Annotated in this window: 17 protein-coding genes and 3 pseudogenes; 16 read left to right on the top strand and 4 right to left on the bottom strand. The window is 62.8% G+C overall.

Features of this window, described 5'->3' with window-relative positions; translation table 11 throughout:
* The first annotated feature begins 140 nt into the window (after window positions 1-140).
* The 5 genes and pseudogenes from JWR51_RS20425 (at window position 141) to JWR51_RS20405 (ending at window position 3,134) form a co-directional block, all read left to right on the top strand.
* A complete protein-coding gene (locus tag JWR51_RS20425; RefSeq protein WP_299751975.1) occupies window positions 141-1,052 on the top strand; it encodes a LysR family transcriptional regulator in 912 nt (303 codons plus the stop codon).
* Window positions 1,053-1,120: 68 nt separating this feature from the next.
* Complete coding sequence (locus tag JWR51_RS20420) at window positions 1,121-1,498, top strand: hypothetical protein (protein WP_299751972.1); 378 nt, start codon at window positions 1,121-1,123, stop codon at window positions 1,496-1,498.
* Between the two features lie 155 nt (window positions 1,499-1,653).
* A pseudogene (locus JWR51_RS20415) lies at window positions 1,654-2,064 on the top strand (copper chaperone PCu(A)C); the annotation flags it as partial.
* A gap of 9 nt (window positions 2,065-2,073) precedes the next feature.
* Entirely contained in the window at window positions 2,074-2,664 is a 591-nt protein-coding gene (locus JWR51_RS20410) for an SCO family protein (protein ID WP_299751969.1), read from the top strand.
* 71 nt (window positions 2,665-2,735) lie between these two features.
* Entirely contained in the window at window positions 2,736-3,134 is a 399-nt protein-coding gene (locus JWR51_RS20405; RefSeq protein ID WP_299751966.1) for a VOC family protein, read from the top strand.
* On the opposite strand, the gene JWR51_RS20400 is transcribed toward JWR51_RS20405, so the two are convergent.
* A complete protein-coding gene (locus JWR51_RS20400) occupies window positions 3,131-3,499 on the bottom strand; it encodes a helix-turn-helix domain-containing protein (RefSeq protein WP_299752316.1) in 369 nt (122 codons plus the stop codon). The genes JWR51_RS20405 and JWR51_RS20400 overlap by 4 nt on opposite strands.
* 158 nt (window positions 3,500-3,657) lie before the next feature.
* Here JWR51_RS20400 and JWR51_RS20395 point away from each other — a divergent pair, with 158 nt between their 5' ends.
* Window positions 3,658-4,407 carry an SDR family oxidoreductase gene (locus tag JWR51_RS20395; RefSeq protein ID WP_299751964.1) on the top strand — a complete coding sequence of 250 codons (750 nt, stop codon included), beginning with the start codon at window positions 3,658-3,660 and terminating at the stop codon, window positions 4,405-4,407.
* 351 nt (window positions 4,408-4,758) lie between these two features.
* Here JWR51_RS20395 and JWR51_RS20390 read toward each other — a convergent pair whose 3' ends face one another.
* From JWR51_RS20390 to JWR51_RS20380, 3 genes are read right to left on the bottom strand one after another with little or no spacing between them, the layout of a single operon-like run.
* Window positions 4,759-6,324: a hypothetical protein gene (locus tag JWR51_RS20390; RefSeq protein ID WP_299751961.1), complete on the bottom strand. Its 1,566-nt coding sequence runs from the start codon at window positions 6,322-6,324 to the stop codon at window positions 4,759-4,761.
* A 4-nt stretch (window positions 6,325-6,328) separates the two neighbouring features.
* Complete coding sequence (locus JWR51_RS20385) at window positions 6,329-7,267, bottom strand: DUF6384 family protein (RefSeq protein WP_299751958.1); 939 nt, start codon at window positions 7,265-7,267, stop codon at window positions 6,329-6,331.
* Between the two features lie 31 nt (window positions 7,268-7,298).
* Complete coding sequence (locus JWR51_RS20380; RefSeq protein ID WP_299751956.1) at window positions 7,299-8,525, bottom strand: cell surface protein; 1,227 nt, start codon at window positions 8,523-8,525, stop codon at window positions 7,299-7,301.
* Window positions 8,526-8,775: 250 nt separating this feature from the next.
* On the opposite strand from JWR51_RS20380, the gene JWR51_RS20375 reads away from it, so the two are divergent.
* The 10 genes and pseudogenes from JWR51_RS20375 to JWR51_RS20330 all read left to right on the top strand — a co-directional run.
* Entirely contained in the window at window positions 8,776-9,243 is a 468-nt protein-coding gene (locus tag JWR51_RS20375) for an SRPBCC domain-containing protein (protein WP_299751953.1), read from the top strand.
* A 111-nt stretch (window positions 9,244-9,354) separates the two neighbouring features.
* Complete coding sequence (locus JWR51_RS20370; RefSeq protein ID WP_299751949.1) at window positions 9,355-9,477, top strand: hypothetical protein; 123 nt, start codon at window positions 9,355-9,357, stop codon at window positions 9,475-9,477.
* A gap of 175 nt (window positions 9,478-9,652) precedes the next feature.
* Window positions 9,653-10,654: a BMP family ABC transporter substrate-binding protein gene (locus JWR51_RS20365; protein ID WP_299751945.1), complete on the top strand. Its 1,002-nt coding sequence runs from the start codon at window positions 9,653-9,655 to the stop codon at window positions 10,652-10,654.
* A 24-nt stretch (window positions 10,655-10,678) separates the two neighbouring features.
* Window positions 10,679-12,229, top strand: a pseudogene (locus tag JWR51_RS20360) (ABC transporter ATP-binding protein); the annotation flags it as partial.
* 122 nt (window positions 12,230-12,351) lie between these two features.
* On the top strand, window positions 12,352-13,449 hold the full coding sequence (locus JWR51_RS20355) for an ABC transporter permease (protein ID WP_299751942.1): 1,098 nt from the start codon (window positions 12,352-12,354) through the stop codon (window positions 13,447-13,449).
* Window positions 13,449-14,420 (top strand): ABC transporter permease, encoded by a 972-nt coding sequence (locus JWR51_RS20350; RefSeq protein ID WP_299751938.1) that lies wholly within the window; start codon window positions 13,449-13,451, stop codon window positions 14,418-14,420. Before JWR51_RS20355 ends, JWR51_RS20350 begins: the two co-directional genes overlap by 1 nt.
* Window positions 14,421-14,503: 83 nt before the next feature.
* On the top strand, window positions 14,504-14,914 hold the full coding sequence (locus JWR51_RS20345) for a cytidine deaminase (protein ID WP_299751935.1): 411 nt from the start codon (window positions 14,504-14,506) through the stop codon (window positions 14,912-14,914).
* Window positions 14,915-14,941: 27 nt separating this feature from the next.
* Window positions 14,942-15,211 carry a hypothetical protein gene (locus tag JWR51_RS20340; protein WP_299751932.1) on the top strand — a complete coding sequence of 90 codons (270 nt, stop codon included), beginning with the start codon at window positions 14,942-14,944 and terminating at the stop codon, window positions 15,209-15,211.
* On the top strand, window positions 15,208-16,002 hold the full coding sequence (locus tag JWR51_RS20335) for a purine-nucleoside phosphorylase (RefSeq protein ID WP_299751930.1): 795 nt from the start codon (window positions 15,208-15,210) through the stop codon (window positions 16,000-16,002). The genes JWR51_RS20340 and JWR51_RS20335 overlap by 4 nt, the downstream gene beginning before the upstream one ends.
* Window positions 15,999-16,203, top strand: a pseudogene (locus tag JWR51_RS20330) (deoxyribose-phosphate aldolase); the annotation flags it as partial. The gene JWR51_RS20335 and the pseudogene JWR51_RS20330, both read left to right, overlap by 4 nt.

Here is a 16,203-nt window from a genome sequence, read left to right as displayed (position 1 = left end):
CCCAACCTCCCCCGTCAAGGGGGAGGAGTTCGTCCGGTGGACGGACAAAGTGCTGCTAACACACCAATTGGCCGTGCAAGTGATTGCCAATTGGTCCCGGCGCCATCTTGTCGTTATGGTGCGCCATCTGGGGAGATGGCATGCATAGTTTCGACAGCGTCACCGCACGCTTGATTTTGCTGTTGGCGGAGACCGGCTCGATCGGCCGCGCCGCCGAGCGCGAGGGCATCGCGTCCTCTGCCGTCAGCCGGCGGGTATCGGACCTGGAAAGCCGGCTCGGCGTGGTGCTGTTCGACCGCTCGGCGCAGGGCGTGCGGCTGACCAGCGCCGGAGAGGCTTATGCGCAAGCCTGTCGCAGCGTGTTGCGCGCCATCGCCGACCTCGATGCAGTGATGGTGGATTTCGGCAATGGCCAGCGCGGCAGCCTGCGCCTCGCCTGTACCAGCTCCGCCCTGACCGGCCGATTGCCCGAACTACTGGCGCGCTTCGCCAAGGAGCATAAGGCCATCGTGCTGGAAATTCAGGAAATGAGCGCCGCCAAGGCATTGCTGGCGCTCGATGAAGGCCGCGCGGATATCGCCATCGTCTCCGACAATTATGATTTCGCCCGCTTCGAGATCAAACCCTTCGAGGACGACCGGGTGTGGGTGGTGGCGCCGCCCGATCATCCGTTGGCCAAGGTGATTCAGCCGCGCAAGGACATCGCCTTCGATGCTGTCATCGTCCACGACATCGTGGGCATTCACCACGCGGGCTCGCTCGACCGCCTGTTGATCGAAGCCGCCAATAAGGCCGGTAAGCCGCTGGGCGAAACCGTGCGGGTCGAAAGCTTTCCGGCGCTGGTGCGCATGGTGGAGGCCGGCTTCGGCATCGGCTTTTTGCGCAGCAACAGCCTGCACCTGCTGGCGGGGACCGACCTGATCTGCGCGCCGCTGGCCGAGCCCTGGGCGCTGCGGCAACTGCTGGTGGCGCGGCGCAAATCCAGTCCGCTTTCGGCGGCCATGAAGCGCTTCATCACGCTCTGCGCCGATACCTATACGCCCTCGATGTAAGGCTTGCGACAATAAGGGCCTTGAGCCGCCTCCGCTTCCGCACTAGAGCGGAGGCAGGGAGACGCCACATGTCCACGTCGCGCAGGTTCAGCAAGGAGATCGGGACGGCATTTGCCGTGCTGGCGCTCTATCTGCTGACCATCCTGACGCCGCTGCATCAGGCGCGCGCCACCCAGCTCGACTTCGCCGCCCTTGGCTATCAGACGATCGAAACCGGCTGGGTGCTGTGCTCGGCCGACACAGATCGCAGCGAGGGCAAAAGCCTCGTGACGAAGTGTCCGGCCGCTGGCATCGGCAAGCAACAACTGGTTGCGCCCGCCCTTGCGGTGATCGCTGTCGATGCGCCTACGATGGTGTCGGTCGCCTATGTTGACCTTCCCCACCATCGGGTCGCGCCGCGCCTCAACTGGTCCGCGCCACCCAGAGCCCCTCCGGCAATCGCCTGATCTCCCGGCCTTTCGGCCAGCCCAGTCCTTTGTTTTCTGGAGAAAATCCAATGCTTCGCGCTTCTATCCGCGCCGCCTTTGCGGCCATCGTCATGCTGTCGTCCTCCGCCGCTTTCGCCCATGAGGGCCACAATCTGGGTGCCACCAAGGCTGTGGGCACACTTGAACTGCGGGGCGGCTTTGCCCGCGCCACTCTGCCCAATGCCCCCGTTGGCGGGGCCTTCGTCACCATCACCAATAACGGCGCAACGCCGGACCGGCTGGTCTCGGTGTCGTCGCCAGCCGCCGATGTCGGACAAATCCACGACATGTCGATGGAGGGTGACGTCATGAAAATGCGCCAACTGCCCGATGGCGTCGTCATCCCGGCCGGCGAGACGGTGACTTTGGAGCCCGCCGGTCTGCACATCATGTTCATGGGGCTGAAGCAGCCGTTCGTCGAGGGCCAGACCGTCAAGGTCACGCTGACCTTCGAGGAAGCCGGCACCGTCGATCTCGACCTGCCAGTGCTGGGTGCCGCCGCCGACTCGTCCATGCCCATGGACCATATGGACCACGCGAAGTAGGGGCGGGCGATGATCAGATCTTTTCGCCTCTGGCTCTGGGTGGCGGTTGTCGCCCTGGGCCTGACCGCCGGCGCCGCGGCCCTACTGCTGCGGCAACCGGCGCAAGCGACCCGCGGCTTTGGCGGCGGCACCTATTCGCTGGTCGACCAGAACGGCAAGGCGGTGGACCAGACCATGTTCCAGGGGCATCCCTCGGTGCTGTTCTTTGGCTATACCCACTGCCCCGATGTCTGCCCGACCACCATGGCGGAGATGGCCTCGTGGTTCCAGGAACTGGGCGATGAGGGCAAGGACTTGCGGGCCTATTTCGTCACCGTCGACCCGGAGCGCGACACCACGGCGGTGCTGGGTGATTATGTGGGTTGGGTCTCCGATCGGATCACCGGGGTGACCGGCGATCCGGCGGAAATCGCCAAGATTATCAAGGCCTGGGGCATTACTGCCGAGAAGGTGCCGCTGGGGGATGGGGCCTATTCGATGGACCACACCGCCTCGGTCTTCCTGCTCAACACCAGGGGCGAATTCGAGGGCACCATCGCCTATGGGGAGGCCAATGCTACGGCCTTGGGCAAACTGCGGAACCTCCTCGCCAAGACTTGAGGTTGCGGGGCGGGTGCGAATCCGCCTCGTCTTCGTTAAGGTGCTGTAGTCAGCATGCCGGAGTTCTTGCGATGCAGCCACGGATCAACATCATCACCATTGGGGTGGATGACCTCGAGCGCGCCTTCGCGTTTTATCGGGCGTTGTTCGACCTGCCCGATGACAGCATCGGGGCAGGGGAGGATCACGTCGCCTTTTTCATGAGCGAGGATTTTTCCTTCGTGCTGTTCCCGCGCGAGCAGATCGCCCAGACCGCCGGCAAGGAAGTCGCCATTACCGGGACGGCGCAATTCGTGCTCAGCCACGCGGCGGAAAGCCCCGACGAGGTCGATGAGATTCTGGACCAGGTGCTGGTCGCCGGCGGCGCGATCATTACGCCGGGCACGCAATCGGAATGGGGCTATTCGGCCTATTTCGAGGATAGCGAAGGCAATGTGTGGGAGCTGATGGCGGCGGCCAAGGCCAACTAGACCTGGCCGTTCCGCGTCTTGAACGCCGCCCGAGCTGCGTCGACTTCGGCGTGATGCGCCTCCGCCCACATCCAGACGCTGCAGAAGGCGGCGCCAAGGCTGCGGCCGAGGTCGGTGAGGGTGTAATCGACATGCGGCGGGATCACCGGGTGGACCGTGCGCTTGATCAATCCGTCATATTCCATCTGGCGCAGGGTCTTGGTCAGCATCTTCTGGCTGATGTCGCCGACCAGGCGGCCGATCTGGGTGAAGCGGACCGTGCCGTGCTCGTCCAGGGTTTCGAGGATCAGCATGGTCCACTTGTCGGCGACCTGGCCGATGACATTGCGCACCAGGGCCTCCAGCGCCGGATCGAGCGGTTCCATCGCCACGCGTTCCGACCAGCGGTAAATTTTGGGGGCGGCAGAGGGGCTATTCACCGACACTCTCCTTTGGGTGTGTATCGAACTTTCGGGAGCCTACTTCCATATAGAGAGTGTGCGGCATATCTGTCCTTCACGCAACCACGAAGAAGGATATCGCCATGCAGATCACCGGAAACACCATTCTCATCACCGGCGGCGGCTCGGGCATTGGCCGGGGTCTGGCCGAGGCATTTCACCGGCGCGGCAATCAGGTGATTATCTCCGGCCGCCGCCAGTCGGCACTGGACGAGGTCATCGCTGCCAATCCCGGCATGGTGGGCTATACCGTCGACATGGCGGATAAGGCGGACGTGGCTGAGTTTGCCAGCCGCGTGATCGCGGCGCATCCGGCGCTGAATGCCGTCATCAACAATGCCGGCATCATGGTGGATGAGGATGTGGTCGGCTCGGACTATCTCGAGACCGCCGAGGCTACCATCGCCACCAACTTGCTGGGGCCGATCCGGCTGATCGCGGCGCTGCTGCCGCATTTCCAGCGTCAGCCCAAGGCCGCGGTGCTGACCGTGTCGTCGGGGCTGGCCTTCGTGCCCAAGGCATCGACACCGACCTATAGCGCCACCAAGGCGGCGATCCATTCCTATTCGCAGTCGCTGCGCTATCTGCTGCGCAATACGTCGGTGGAGGTCATCGAGATCGCGCCGCCCTATGTGCAGACATTTTTGCAAGGGGCGCATCAGGCCAGCGATCCCAATGCCATGCCGCTGGATGCTTATCTGGCTGAGACGATAGAGCTGCTGGCAAGCGAACCGGCCAGTGGAGAGATTTTGGTCGAGCGGGTGAAGCGGCAGCGCTTTGCCGAGGCAACGGGGAATGCGCAGGCGGTGTTTGATTTTATCAATCCGCGGTGAGGGAGGGGCTCCACACACCCTTCTTCCCGCGGACTTGATCGGCGGGCCTCTGGTCGAGCATGCCGGGTGGAGGGTGGCCCGCGGATCAAGTCCGCGGGAAGGACGGTGGGTGGGGTGGGTTTGTGCAAACAAAAGAGGGGCGCGGGGGCCAAGGGCGATTGTCCCACATTCTCGGTGTCACCCCGGCGCAGGCCTGGGCCTATCCCGAGATCATGCAATACGCCGCCAGATCGCTATACCGGCAACCTTGCGGCGGATCTGAAATCTCGAGATGGGCCCCGGCCTGCGCCGGGGTGACATCGTGGGTGAGGATAGCCGGAGGCTGCAAGCGAGGTTCGCTTGGCAGAAGCCCTAGAACCCGCCGCCGGTCTTGAAGCCGGTATTGCTCGGGCGACTGCCTTGCGAGCCGCCGGTGCGGGGGCGGGAGAAGCCGCCGCTGGAGCCGGTGCTGGGGCGCGAGCCTGAATTGCCGCTCGGCCAGTTGAAACCGCCGCTGCTTGGCTTGCTCTTGCCGCCGCCGAAACTGGAATCGGGCCAGTTGAAGCCGCCGCCGCCACCACTGCCGGACCAAGGGCCCGAATTGCTGCGTCCATTATTGGGCAGGCCGACGCCGCCGCCCCAATCGGTGGTGCCGGCTTGCCAGTTCTGGCTTTTCTGCCATTGGCCCCAATAGGTCGCCGCCGAAATGCCGCCACGCAGGAAATCGTTGAGCAGGTCGCCCACGAGACGATCCTCGCGGAAGGTCGAGCGGGGATCGTCGAAGCGCTGCTTCTTGAATTCCCACTGGATGTCTTCGAGCTCGCGGCGGCGGGCAGCCAGGGTCTTGAGGCGATCTTTCTGCTCCAGCGTTTCGCTGTCTTCGTCCTTGATGCGGGCGCGGGCGTCGTCGATCTGGGCGACGATGGTGTCGTCCTGCCCGGTGCGGGTCAGGCGTGCCTCGGACAGAAGGGTCTGGATATCTTCGCGACCGAGCCCAGCCGCCAATGCTGCGAGTGCCTCGGCGAAAGCGGGGTCATTGCCTTCCGACAGGCTGGCCAATGCCTTGGCGGTGTCGTCGCGCTTGTCTTCGGCGGCGACGATTTCGGCGTCGATGGCCGCGATGCGGCTCTGGATGGCGTCGAGTGCGTCGCGGATTGGCTTGCCGCCGGCGGCGTTGATGGCCTCTGTTTCCAGTGCATCGGCCTCGGCTTCCGCCTGCTTGGCCAAAGCAATCTGCCGCTCGGCATGTTCACGCAGCCGCAGCGGGATTTCGTTGAGCATGGCGAAGTTGGGCCGGGCTTTTTCGAATTTGACCAGCCCCGCCACGAGGCTATCGAGATAGCGGATCAGGTTGTTGGCGCGGTAGCCGCTGGTGCCATAGCCGCGCTCCCACAGATACATGAACAGCCCGTCGTCGCGGTACGGGCGGCCCTTCTGTTCGCGATCGGCCTCGGCCTGCTCGGTCTTGCGCATCGATTGCGCAGCGATATCGGCCAGCTCGGTGGCTTCCTTGCGCTTGGCCGCAAAGCCGGGGTCCTTGGCGATGCTGGCGCCGATGCGAGCGGCCAGCGCCTTGAGTTCGGCCTGTTTTGTATCGAGTTCCTTGAGCGCCGCGCCTCGGCTCTCGGTTGAATTGACCAGCCCGGCGTCGATCGCCGCCAGATCCTTTTCGGACTGGCTCAGATCCTTGGCATGCGCCTTCATCATGTCGCGGGCCTTGACCTCGGCCTGCGAAATGCGTCCGTCGAGTTCGGCCTGGATGGCGGGGTCAAGCCGCAATTGCGCCAATTGGCGGAACAGCTCGGCCTCGGTCTCGCGAATCTTGGAAATGCGCTCGGCCGAACGGGCCAGGCGCTTGGAAATCTCGTCCTCTTCGCGACGGATATCGCGCATCGCTTCATCGAGCGAGGCGAGGGCTTCGGGTCCGCGGATGCTCATTGCTCTACCACCGCGTCAACGCGCCGCCCAAGGTGGGCATGAGATATTCGACATCGAGGAAACCATCGGACTTGCGACCGACCTCGTTGGTCTGGATGATGCCATCGTCCTTCTTGTCGGACGCGACTGCATTGTAGACGCTTTCCGGCACGCGCACCGCCCACATGGCGACGGTTTCGGTCTGCCCGTTCTCCTCGTTGAGGATGGGCAGCGACAGGGTCTGGCCGTCGGGGTCGATAGCCTCGACGATGACGTAATAATTGGTGGCGGCGGTGTTGACCTCGGGAATGGTCCAGACCCCCGATTGCACGCCGGGGCGATTGACCACGCGCAGCGTATATTGCTGGCGCAACTGATCGCGCAAGGCCGTCAGGTGGCTTAGCGCCGCTTCGGCCTGCGGGCGGTTGCCTTCGGCCGCAAAGGCCTTGCCGCGGGTGCGCCAGTCTTCGGCCTCAACCACGGCCTGCTGCACCTTGGTTTCCTCGAAAATGGTCTGGTAGATGGCGTCCATCTGCGCCGGCAGGGCTTCGACCAGCTCGATGCGGGCCTGTTCGGCGATATTGGCCTGATAGGGCTTGTAGACCAGGTAGTAAACGCCCAGGAACACAGCCATCGCCACGACCAGACCGACAACCGGCCGGCCCCATTTGCCGCGGCTGGTATAGAGCCGCGCCACTGTAGTGCCGAAGCTGGGCTTGGGGGGATCGTAGACGAAGCGGCTTTCGGCCAGCGCCGAGACGCCCTGCTTGAGGATGTCGTCGGTAACCTCGATGCCCTGCTGGTGATAAATCTCGCGCAGCTTGTCGATCAACTGCTGCTCGCGGGTGACCCCGTCGAGTTCGCGCGTCGCCAAATCCTGACGATGGCGCAGTGTGTCCACCACGTCCATCGCCAGCATGATTTCGTCCAGCGGCGCCGCCGGTTTGGCCGTCACGTCACTCATCGTCGTGGGTCACCGTATCGGGGCCAATCCTTCAGGATTTGGTTTCGAGCAGGAGCGCATTGCCTTCGGCCGCCAGCACCGCCAGGCGCCGCTTGCCGTCCTCGACCGCGTCGCGGATTTCGGCCGAATTCTTGGTCGAGGCCACGCGCATCTCGTTGATGATGGTGCGGCTGCGTTCCTGGAAGTTGATGACGCTATCGAGCAGCTTCTTGACCGCATCGGCCCGGATGGTGGGGCCATAGCCGGCCTTGATCGCCTCTTCCTGCACCTTGTCGCCGATTTCGGACAGGGTTTCGAGGCTCTTGCTCATCCCTTCCTTCATGGCGTTGAGGGTTTCGGTGGATTCATGCAGGCCGAACATGCCGGTGAACGAGGCGCTGAGGGCGGTCAGCACGGTTTCGTTGGTGGAGAAGAACGAGATCGACTGCTGGTAGACGCGTTCCTTGGCATTGGTGGTCTGCATCAGGCGCGCCATCACCACTTCGGTGGTGCTGTAGGAAATGGTCAGGTTATCCGAGAGGTCCTTGGTGATCTGGTAGCGACCCTCTTCGTTCTGCATGTCGCGCAGCTTCTCGTCGCGATCCATTTCGAGGCGCGCGCGTTCGGCCGGGACAGTGCCGGTGTAGCCGGCGACCGCAGCCGAGGAGGCTTCCAGAGTGGACTTCTTTTCGGCCAGCCGCTTTTCGGCGGTTTCCAGCACTTCGAGCGCCATCACTTCGGCCTGCTTGAGCGCGCCGCGGAAGTCGCGATAGGCCTCCAGGATGGTGTGCTCGCGATCGATCTGGTCCTTGGTGTCGGCGGTGACCGACAGGTAGACGTCGCGGATTTTGTTGAAGCGCTGGGCGATATCGCCGCGGCTGACCTTCATCCACACATTGGAGGCGCGCTCCAACAGGTCGATCTTGTTGTCGGAGAGCTGGTCGACCATGCCCTTGGCATCGTCGCGGATCGAATCGAAGCCCTTGGTGATCTCTTCGTAGCGTTCGCCGATCTTCATGGCGGCGATCTGCACGCGCACCACTTCGTTGAAGGCGCTGGCCTGGCTGAGCGTGCGCCCGATCAGTACGACGCGGGTTTCGTCCAGTTCGGTGATCTGCGAAAGCAGGCCGGTGATCGGCGCTTCGCCCTGCTGCTCGGGCCAGATGCCCAGGTCACGGATCGCCGTGACGGCTTTATCCAGGTATTGCAGGGGTTTTTCGGCGACAACAGGCATCGGCGGCGTCGCACTCAATGTGGCATTGGCGGTGTCGTCGGTCATTTTCGCTCCCCGTAGTGAACGCCTCGGACGGGCGTTGTGCGCTTGGCGCGCTCATAGATTGCCGCTGGGCAGCGCACTGACAATTGCAACTGCCTCCGGGCCCAACTATTTAGCTCATATTGGTGCGAAAAAGCCGCACGTAAAGAGCGAGATGGCACCACATGGCGGGCAAATGTAGAACCGGGCTTTCGGGCCACAATGGGGCGCTGCCACAGATGAGCCAAAACCATGTCGCCGGGGGCTTGCGCTGATGGAGTTCGGGGGCCGCTACCGCGTCGCCGCGCCACGCCAACAGGTGTGGGCCGCGCTCAACGATACAGCAGTGCTCAAGGCCGCGATTCCGGGCTGCCACCGCATCGATTGGGCGGGGGAAACCGCGCTCGATCTCGAGATCAAGGTCAATCTCGGCGTGGTGCATCCGGTGTTCAAAGGCGGGCTGACGCTGTCCGGGATCGTGCCGGCCGAACGCTACACGCTGACCGGCAAGGGCAAGGGCGGGCTGCTGGGCCTGGCGGAGGGTTCGGCCGATATCGTGCTGAGCGACGCTGGCGATGAGACCGAACTGGTCTTCACCGCCACCGGCGGTGCGTCCGGACAGATCATGCGGCTGGGCAAGGCCATTATCGGCAATTCGGCACAGAAGATCATCGATGGCTTTTTCGAGCGGTTCGGGGAGGCGATGGGGGCCACGGTGACGCCGCTGCCGCCGCCATCTTAACGCGCCGCTAACCACGCCGTTATCTGCCTCAAAACCATCATGATTGGCCCCGCTTTGTTGGGTTAGGAAACAGCTAACACTTTCCCCTCAATGCCAGCCAATCGATGTGACATGACCGACCGCACCCAAGATACCATTGCCCTGTTCGCCATCGCGGTCGCTGCCATGCTGGCGGTGTTCTCCGCCGACGGTAATCTGGCCGATTTGTTCGCGCATATCATGGCCTGGTTCTAGGTGCGATCTGCCTCCCGCAGCGTACTCCCGCCCAAATTTTGACCATCCGGAAAAAATTGCTGCTTTTCCTCTTGCGGGGCGAACGTTTGCACGATTGTATCGCCAATCAGCGCACGGGGATTGTCCGTTGGAGCCACGCGCCCACGCTCATGTGCGATACAGGGAGACTTTTCCAATGACACTGACTTCTTTGACCAAGGCCATTGCCGGCGGCGTCGCACTGAGCGCCATCGCAGCAGGCGCCGCCTTCGCCGACCCGGCCGTGATCTATGACGGCGGCGGCAAGTTCGACAAATCCTTCAACGAAGCCGCCTATAACGGCGCCGAGATGTACAAGAAGGAAACCGGCGGCGCTTACGGCGAATTCGAAATCACCAATGACGCCCAGCGCGAGCAGGCCCTGCGCCAGTTCGCCAGCCGTGGCTACTCGCCCATCGTGACCCCCGGCTACAATTTCGTCACCGCCCTGCAGGCCGTGGCGCCTGAATTCCCCGATCTGCACTTCGTGATTCTCGACGCCGTCGTCGACCTGCCGAACGTGCGCTCGGTGCTGTTCAAGGAACAGGAAGGCTCCTACCTCGTCGGCATGCTCGCCGCCATGAAGTCCGAGAGCGGCACCATCGGCGTGATCCCGGCCTTCAATCTCGATCTGCTGGAAGCCTTCGCTTGCGGCTTCAAGCAGGGCGCCGTCGCGGCAAAGCCCGATATCAAGGTTTTGGAGACCTATATCGGTTCGGGCTTTGACGCCTTCAACGATCCCGCAAAGGCCACTGAAGTTGCCAAGAGCCAGCTCGATCAAGGCGCGGACGTGCTGTACCAGGTCGCCGGCGGTGCCGGTGCTGGCGTGCTGCAGGCTGCGGCCGACGCTGGCAAGTGGGGCATCGGCGTCGATAGCAACCAGAACTACCTGCATCCCGGCAATGTGCTGACCTCGATGACCAAGCGCGTCGATGTCGCCACCTACAATGCCTTCATGGATGAAAAGAACGGCAAGTGGACTGCCGGCATCCTGAACCTGGGCCTGGCCGAAGACGGCGTTGGCGCTGCGTTCGACGATAACAACAAGGCCCTGATCACCCCGGAAATGACCGCTGCGGTCGAGAAGGCCCGCGCCGATATCGTTTCGGGCGCCCTCAAGGTGCATGACTTCCGCGAAGACAAGGCTTGCCCGGTCTGATGGCAGCACAGGTTTAGTCGCCTTATGGCAACCCAGACCTCATCGAAGCAGCGGCTGGAAACAGCCGCTGCTTCTGCGCCCGCAATCGAATTGCGCGGCATCAACAAGCATTTCGGTGCAGTCCACGCCAATCGGGATATCGACCTGATCGTGCGGCGCGGCACCGTGCACGGCATCGTGGGCGAAAACGGCGCCGGCAAATCGACGCTGATGTCGATTCTCTATGGTTTTTACACCGCCGATAGCGGCCAGATTCTCGTCAACGGCCAGCCCCACGCCATCACCGACAGCCGCCACGCGCTGGCGCTCGGGATTGGCATGGTGCACCAGCATTTCATGCTGGTCGAAAATTTCTCGGTCCTCGAAAATGTTGTCCTCGGCGCCGAAGACTCGCCCCTGCTCGGCAAGACGCTGGCCCACGCCCGCGCCCAGCTCAAGCGCCTCGCCACCGACTATGGCCTGGAAGTCGATCCCGATGCGATCATCGAGGACCTTTCGGTGGGCCAGCAGCAGCGCGTCGAAATTCTGAAGGCGCTGTATCGCGGCGCCGAAATCCTCATTCTGGACGAGCCCACCGGCGTTTTGACGCCGGCCGAGGCCGACCATCTGTTCCGCATCCTGCGCACGCTGCGCGATGAGGGCAAAACTATCCTCCTGATCACCCACAAGCTGCGCGAGATCATGGCCATCACCGATGAAGTGTCGGTCATGCGCCAGGGCGCCATGGTCAAGACGCTGGTCACCGCCCAGACCTCGCCGCCCGAATTGGCCGAGGCCATGGTGGGCCGCCGCGTGCTGCTGCGCGTGGAAAAGGGCCCTGCCGCACCCGGCAAGGTGATGCTGGAGGTGCAGAACCTCGTCGTCACCGACGATTTCGGGATTCCGCGCGTCAAGGATATCAGCTTTTCCGTGCGCGCTGGCGAAATCGTCGGCATAGCGGGCGTCTCGGGCAATGGCCAGTCCGAATTGCTGGAAGCCATTTCCGGCATGCGCGACCAATTGCTCGGCACCGTCATGCTCAATGGCGAACCGCTCTCCTTGCGGGGCGATGACGGCGCCGCGCGGGCGCGCCTCGCGGGCCTCGCGCATGTGCCCGAAGACCGCCAGCGCATGGGGCTGGTCACTGTGTTCCAGGAATGGGAAAATTCCATCCTCGGCTATCACCACGAGTACGGCAGCGGCCTCGGCCTGGATATCGCCAAGGCCAAGGCCGAGGCCAAGGAGCGCATCGCCAAGTTCGATATCCGCCCCGCCAATTCGGATCTCAAGACTGCCAATTTCTCGGGCGGCAACCAGCAGAAGATCGTGCTGGCGCGCGAGATGGAAGGCAATCCCGACGTGCTGATCGTCGGCCAGCCGACGCGCGGCGTCGATATCGGCGCCATCGAATTCATCCACAACCAGATCATCAAGATGCGCGACGCCGGCAAGGCCATCCTGCTGGTCTCGGTGGAATTGGACGAAATCCGTTCGCTCTCCGACCGTATCCTGGTGCTGTTCGACGGCCATATCGTGGGCGAGGCCGATCCGGCGACGGCCGACGAGGGCGAGCTTGGCCTGTTGATGGCCGGTGTCACCAAGGACGGCCACGCCCCCGATGCCGGTCCCGGCACCGTGCCGGCCCATGAAACCCTGATCGAGAAGAACCTCACCGAAATGAGCCCGCAGGATAACAAGGACAAGTCGGGGTTAGACGAATGAGCGTGCGCGTCCCCCTGCCACGTTGGGTCGACGTGGCGCTGCTGCCTATTCTGAACGTCGTGCTGGCCTTCCTGATCGGCGGGCTGATCGTGCTGTCGGTCGGCCAGAACCCGCTCGAAGCGGTCGGCTACATGATCTACGGCGCCTTCGGCTACGGCAGCGGCTTCGGCTATACCCTCTATTACACCACCGATTTCATCTTTGCGGGCCTTGCCGTGTCGCTGGCCTTCCATGCTGGCATGTTCAATATCGGGCCTGAAGGGCAGGCCTATGTAGCGGGGCTGGGCGTCATCATCGTGGCGCTGCTGCTCAATGGGCTGCACTGGGCGCTGATGTTCCCGCTGATGATCACTGCGGGCGGCCTGTTCGGGGCGTTCTGGGCATTTATCCCGGGCTATCTGCAGGCCAAGCGCGGCAGCCACATCGTCATCACCACGATCCTGTTCAACTTCATTGCCATCTCGCTGATGGGCTATGTGATCACCAAGATCCTCAAGCCCGCCGGCGTCGATTCCGACGAAAGCGCGCCGATCCAGGCCATTTCGCGCGTGCCGCAATTGCGCGAGTTCTTCGCGCTGTTCAAGAATTCGCCCGTCAACCTGACGTTCCTGTTGGCGATCGTGGCGCTGTTCTTCGTCTATTGGCTGGTCTGGCGCACCAAGTTTGGCTACGCCATGCGCACGCTGGGCCGTAACCCGACGGCGGCGCGTTATGCGGGCATTTCCAGCTCGCGCATGATCATGACCACGATGGCGCTCAGCGGCGCTTTGGCCGCCATGGTGGCGGTCAACAATGTGGGCGGCGTGCAGGGGAGGCTGATCCTCAATTTCGTCGCCGGGGCCGGCTTTGTGGGCGTCGCGGTGGCCTTCATGGGCAAGGCCCATCCGGTGGGCGTGGCTCTGGCCTCGCTGCTGTTCGGCGCGCTTTACCAGGGCGGGCAGGAACTGGCCTTTTCGATGCCCGGCATCACCCGCGAAATGATCGTGACCATCCAGGCCTTGGTGATCCTGTTCACCGGCGCCATGGGCGACATGCTGCGGATCCCGCTGGAAAAACTTTTTGCGCGATGGCAACGCACGGCCGGGGGCGGATGATGCAGTATTTCAACGATCTGGTCCTGATATTCGATTCGACGGTTCGGCTGGCGGTGCCGCTGATCCTGGCGTGTCTGGCAGGGCTCTATTCCGAGCGCTCGGGCATTGTCGATATCGGGCTCGAGGGCAAGCTGCTGGGTGCGGCCTTCGCTGCGGCCGCCATGGCCGCCGTCAGCGGCTCGCCCTGGCTTGGCCTGCTCGCCGGTATCGGCGTGGCGCTGTGCATGTCGGCCATTCACGGCATCGCCTCGATCAACCTCAAGGGCGACCAGACCATTTCCGGCGTGGCGCTGAATTTCCTCGCCGCGGGCCTGACGACGTTCTTGGGCCAGAGCTGGTTCCATCGCGGCGGCTTCACGCCCCAGCTCAGCGCCGACCAGCGCTTCAACCCGATCACGCTGCCCTTTGCCGAACAGCTCAAGGACGTGCCGATCATCGGCGAGATTTATTGGGAGCTGATATCGGGCCACAATATCCTGACCTATGTGGCGTTCATCGCCGTGCCGGTGACCGCCTTCGTGCTGTTCAAGACCCGGTTCGGGCTGCGCCTGCGCGCCGTTGGCGAAAACCCCAAGGCGCTCGACACCGCAGGTATGTCGGTGAGCTGGCTGCGCTATCAGGCGCTGATCATCACCGCAGTGCTGGTGGGCATTGGCGGCACGTATCTGTCGATCGCCCAATCGGCCGGGTTCAACAACAACATGTCGGCCGGGCGCGGCTATATCGCTCTCGCGGCGCTGATTTTTGCCAAGTGGAAGCCATGGCCGGCGCTGCTGGTCTGCCTGCTGTTCGGGTTCCTCGATGCGATGCAGTTCCGCCTGCAGGGCATCAAGTTCCCGGTGATTGGCGAGGTGCCGGTGCAGGCCATTCAGGCTTTGCCATATGTGCTGACCATCATCCTGCTCGCAGGGTTCATCGGTCGCGCCGTGGCGCCAAAGGCATCAGGCATTCCGTACACCAAGGAACGCTAGCATGATCCTGAAAAGTGGTTGCCGGTTTTCAGACCGGATCATGCGGCACTAAAGAGTGCGCCCCAAGGCGCAGAGGACGAGAGATGTCACAGACCCCGACGGACAAGGCCTTGTACGAGGCCGCCGAAGCCATTCGCGCCAAGGCTTACGCGCCCTATTCGAAATTCTCAGTCGGCGCCGCCATCCTGGCCGATGACGGGAAGATCTATTCCGGCTGCAATATCGAGAACGCCGCCTATCCGCAGGGCAATTGCGCTGAGGCTTCGGCTATCGCTGCCATGATCGCCGGCGGCGGCAAGCGCATCACCCGCATCTACGTGACCGGCCCTGGCTCGGCGCCAGTCACGCCTTGCGGCGGCTGCCGCCAGCGCATCCGCGAATTCGCCGATCTCAATGTCACCGTGATCTCGCATGGCGTCGAAGGCGAGGCGCTGGTCTGCACGCTGGAACAATTGCTGCCGCACAGCTTTGGGCCGGAGTATTTGGGGAAATAATGGTAAGTTTCGGATCAGGAGGGCGCGATGAGTGATACGCGAACGCCGGATGTTCCTTTAGGTATCGCGGAACGGCTATTTGTCAAATTTTTGGGCAAAATTCACTGCAAGATAAACGTGGATGAGCACCGGGACGTATTGTTCGCTGAGCGGAAATCTAAGAATTATATTGTTATCAAAGAAAGTTACCCAGGTAATACTTACTATTCGTATTATTCTGTGAATGAGTTCAGACATCTTGAGGCTTGCGTGAACAATATGCTGGCAGCTCTACCCCCCAGCGAGATAGCTCCATGACCAAAGCTCTCAAGACCATCCAGAAGATCGCCGGCAGCGAGCCCATCGCCGCCGCCATCGTGCTGGGCTCGGGCCTGTCGGCACTGGGCGATGAGCTGACCGACAAGGTCATCATCCCGTTTTCCAGCCTCAAGGGGTTTCCTGCGGGCGGGGTGTCGGGGCACGGCCGGGACCTCCTGATCGGCACAATGGGCGGCAAGCGCGTCGCCATCCTCACCGGACGCGAGCATTATTACGAGCACGGCAATGCTGCAGCCATGCTGCCGGCGCTGCAGACCATGGCGGATCTGGGCGCGAAAACGCTGCTGCTGACCAATTCGGCCGGCTCGCTCGACGAGCGTTTTCGCCCCGGCGAGCTGATGCTGATTTCCGACCACATCAACTATGCGGGCATGAATCCGCTGATCGGCGAGCCAACCGATCGGCGCTTCGTCAACATGGTGGATTGCTACGCGCCCGACCTGCGCGCCAAGGCCAGGGGCCTCGCCGAGAAGCTGGACATTCGCCTCAATGAGGGCATTTATCTCTGGTACTCGGGCCCCAGCTTCGAGACTGTCGCCGAAATCCAGATGGCAATCCGGCTCGGCGCCAATGCGGTGGGCATGTCGACGGCGCCCGAAGTCATTCTGGCTCGTTTCCTGGGACTGAAAGTGTGGGCCTGCTCGTCCATCACCAATATGGGCGCCGGGCTCTCGAACGAAACTATCAGCCATGAGCATACCAAGACCATGGCCGTACAAGGCGCGGAAAAACTGAGAAAACTCATTCCCGCGCTGGTGGAGGAACTATGAACCTCAAAGTTGTCGACAACACGCAGCACGTTCCGGCGCACCGTCGCAATCCGGGTTTTCCGCTCGACCTCGACTGGGTCGGGCGGGTGCGGATGAACCGCTCGGCGCTGGAACGGCGGGCCGGCAGCATCGGCGCGCGGCGGACGGTCAAGAAGGACTATCAGCTGGCCTGGCTGCTCAAGGCCATCACGCTGATGGACC

The sequence above is a fragment of the Devosia sp. genome, from assembly GCF_028290625.1.
In the GTDB taxonomy this organism is placed as follows: domain Bacteria; phylum Pseudomonadota; class Alphaproteobacteria; order Rhizobiales; family Devosiaceae; genus Devosia.
This window is presented reverse-complemented; position numbering and strand designations above follow the sequence as displayed.

Bases quoted from the DNA above. Each gene is read 5' to 3' on its own strand.
- JWR51_RS20425 (WP_299751975.1), top strand. From the start codon at position 141: ATGCATAGTTTCGACAGCGTCACCGCACGCTTGATTTTGCTGTTGGCG.
- JWR51_RS20420 (WP_299751972.1), top strand. From the start codon at position 1,121: ATGTCCACGTCGCGCAGGTTCAGCAAGGAGATCGGGACGGCATTTGCC.
- JWR51_RS20410 (WP_299751969.1), top strand. From the start codon at position 2,074: ATGATCAGATCTTTTCGCCTCTGGCTCTGGGTGGCGGTTGTCGCCCTG.
- JWR51_RS20405 (WP_299751966.1), top strand. From the start codon at position 2,736: ATGCAGCCACGGATCAACATCATCACCATTGGGGTGGATGACCTCGAG.
- JWR51_RS20400 (WP_299752316.1), bottom strand. From the start codon at position 3,499: ATGGAACCGCTCGATCCGGCGCTGGAGGCCCTGGTGCGCAATGTCATC.
- JWR51_RS20395 (WP_299751964.1), top strand. From the start codon at position 3,658: ATGCAGATCACCGGAAACACCATTCTCATCACCGGCGGCGGCTCGGGC.
- JWR51_RS20390 (WP_299751961.1), bottom strand. From the start codon at position 6,324: ATGAGCATCCGCGGACCCGAAGCCCTCGCCTCGCTCGATGAAGCGATG.
- JWR51_RS20385 (WP_299751958.1), bottom strand. From the start codon at position 7,267: ATGAGTGACGTGACGGCCAAACCGGCGGCGCCGCTGGACGAAATCATG.
- JWR51_RS20380 (WP_299751956.1), bottom strand. From the start codon at position 8,525: ATGACCGACGACACCGCCAATGCCACATTGAGTGCGACGCCGCCGATG.
- JWR51_RS20375 (WP_299751953.1), top strand. From the start codon at position 8,776: ATGGAGTTCGGGGGCCGCTACCGCGTCGCCGCGCCACGCCAACAGGTG.
- JWR51_RS20370 (WP_299751949.1), top strand. From the start codon at position 9,355: ATGACCGACCGCACCCAAGATACCATTGCCCTGTTCGCCATCGCGGTC.
- JWR51_RS20365 (WP_299751945.1), top strand. From the start codon at position 9,653: ATGACACTGACTTCTTTGACCAAGGCCATTGCCGGCGGCGTCGCACTG.
- JWR51_RS20355 (WP_299751942.1), top strand. From the start codon at position 12,352: ATGAGCGTGCGCGTCCCCCTGCCACGTTGGGTCGACGTGGCGCTGCTG.
- JWR51_RS20350 (WP_299751938.1), top strand. From the start codon at position 13,449: ATGCAGTATTTCAACGATCTGGTCCTGATATTCGATTCGACGGTTCGG.
- JWR51_RS20345 (WP_299751935.1), top strand. From the start codon at position 14,504: ATGTCACAGACCCCGACGGACAAGGCCTTGTACGAGGCCGCCGAAGCC.
- JWR51_RS20340 (WP_299751932.1), top strand. From the start codon at position 14,942: ATGAGTGATACGCGAACGCCGGATGTTCCTTTAGGTATCGCGGAACGG.
- JWR51_RS20335 (WP_299751930.1), top strand. From the start codon at position 15,208: ATGACCAAAGCTCTCAAGACCATCCAGAAGATCGCCGGCAGCGAGCCC.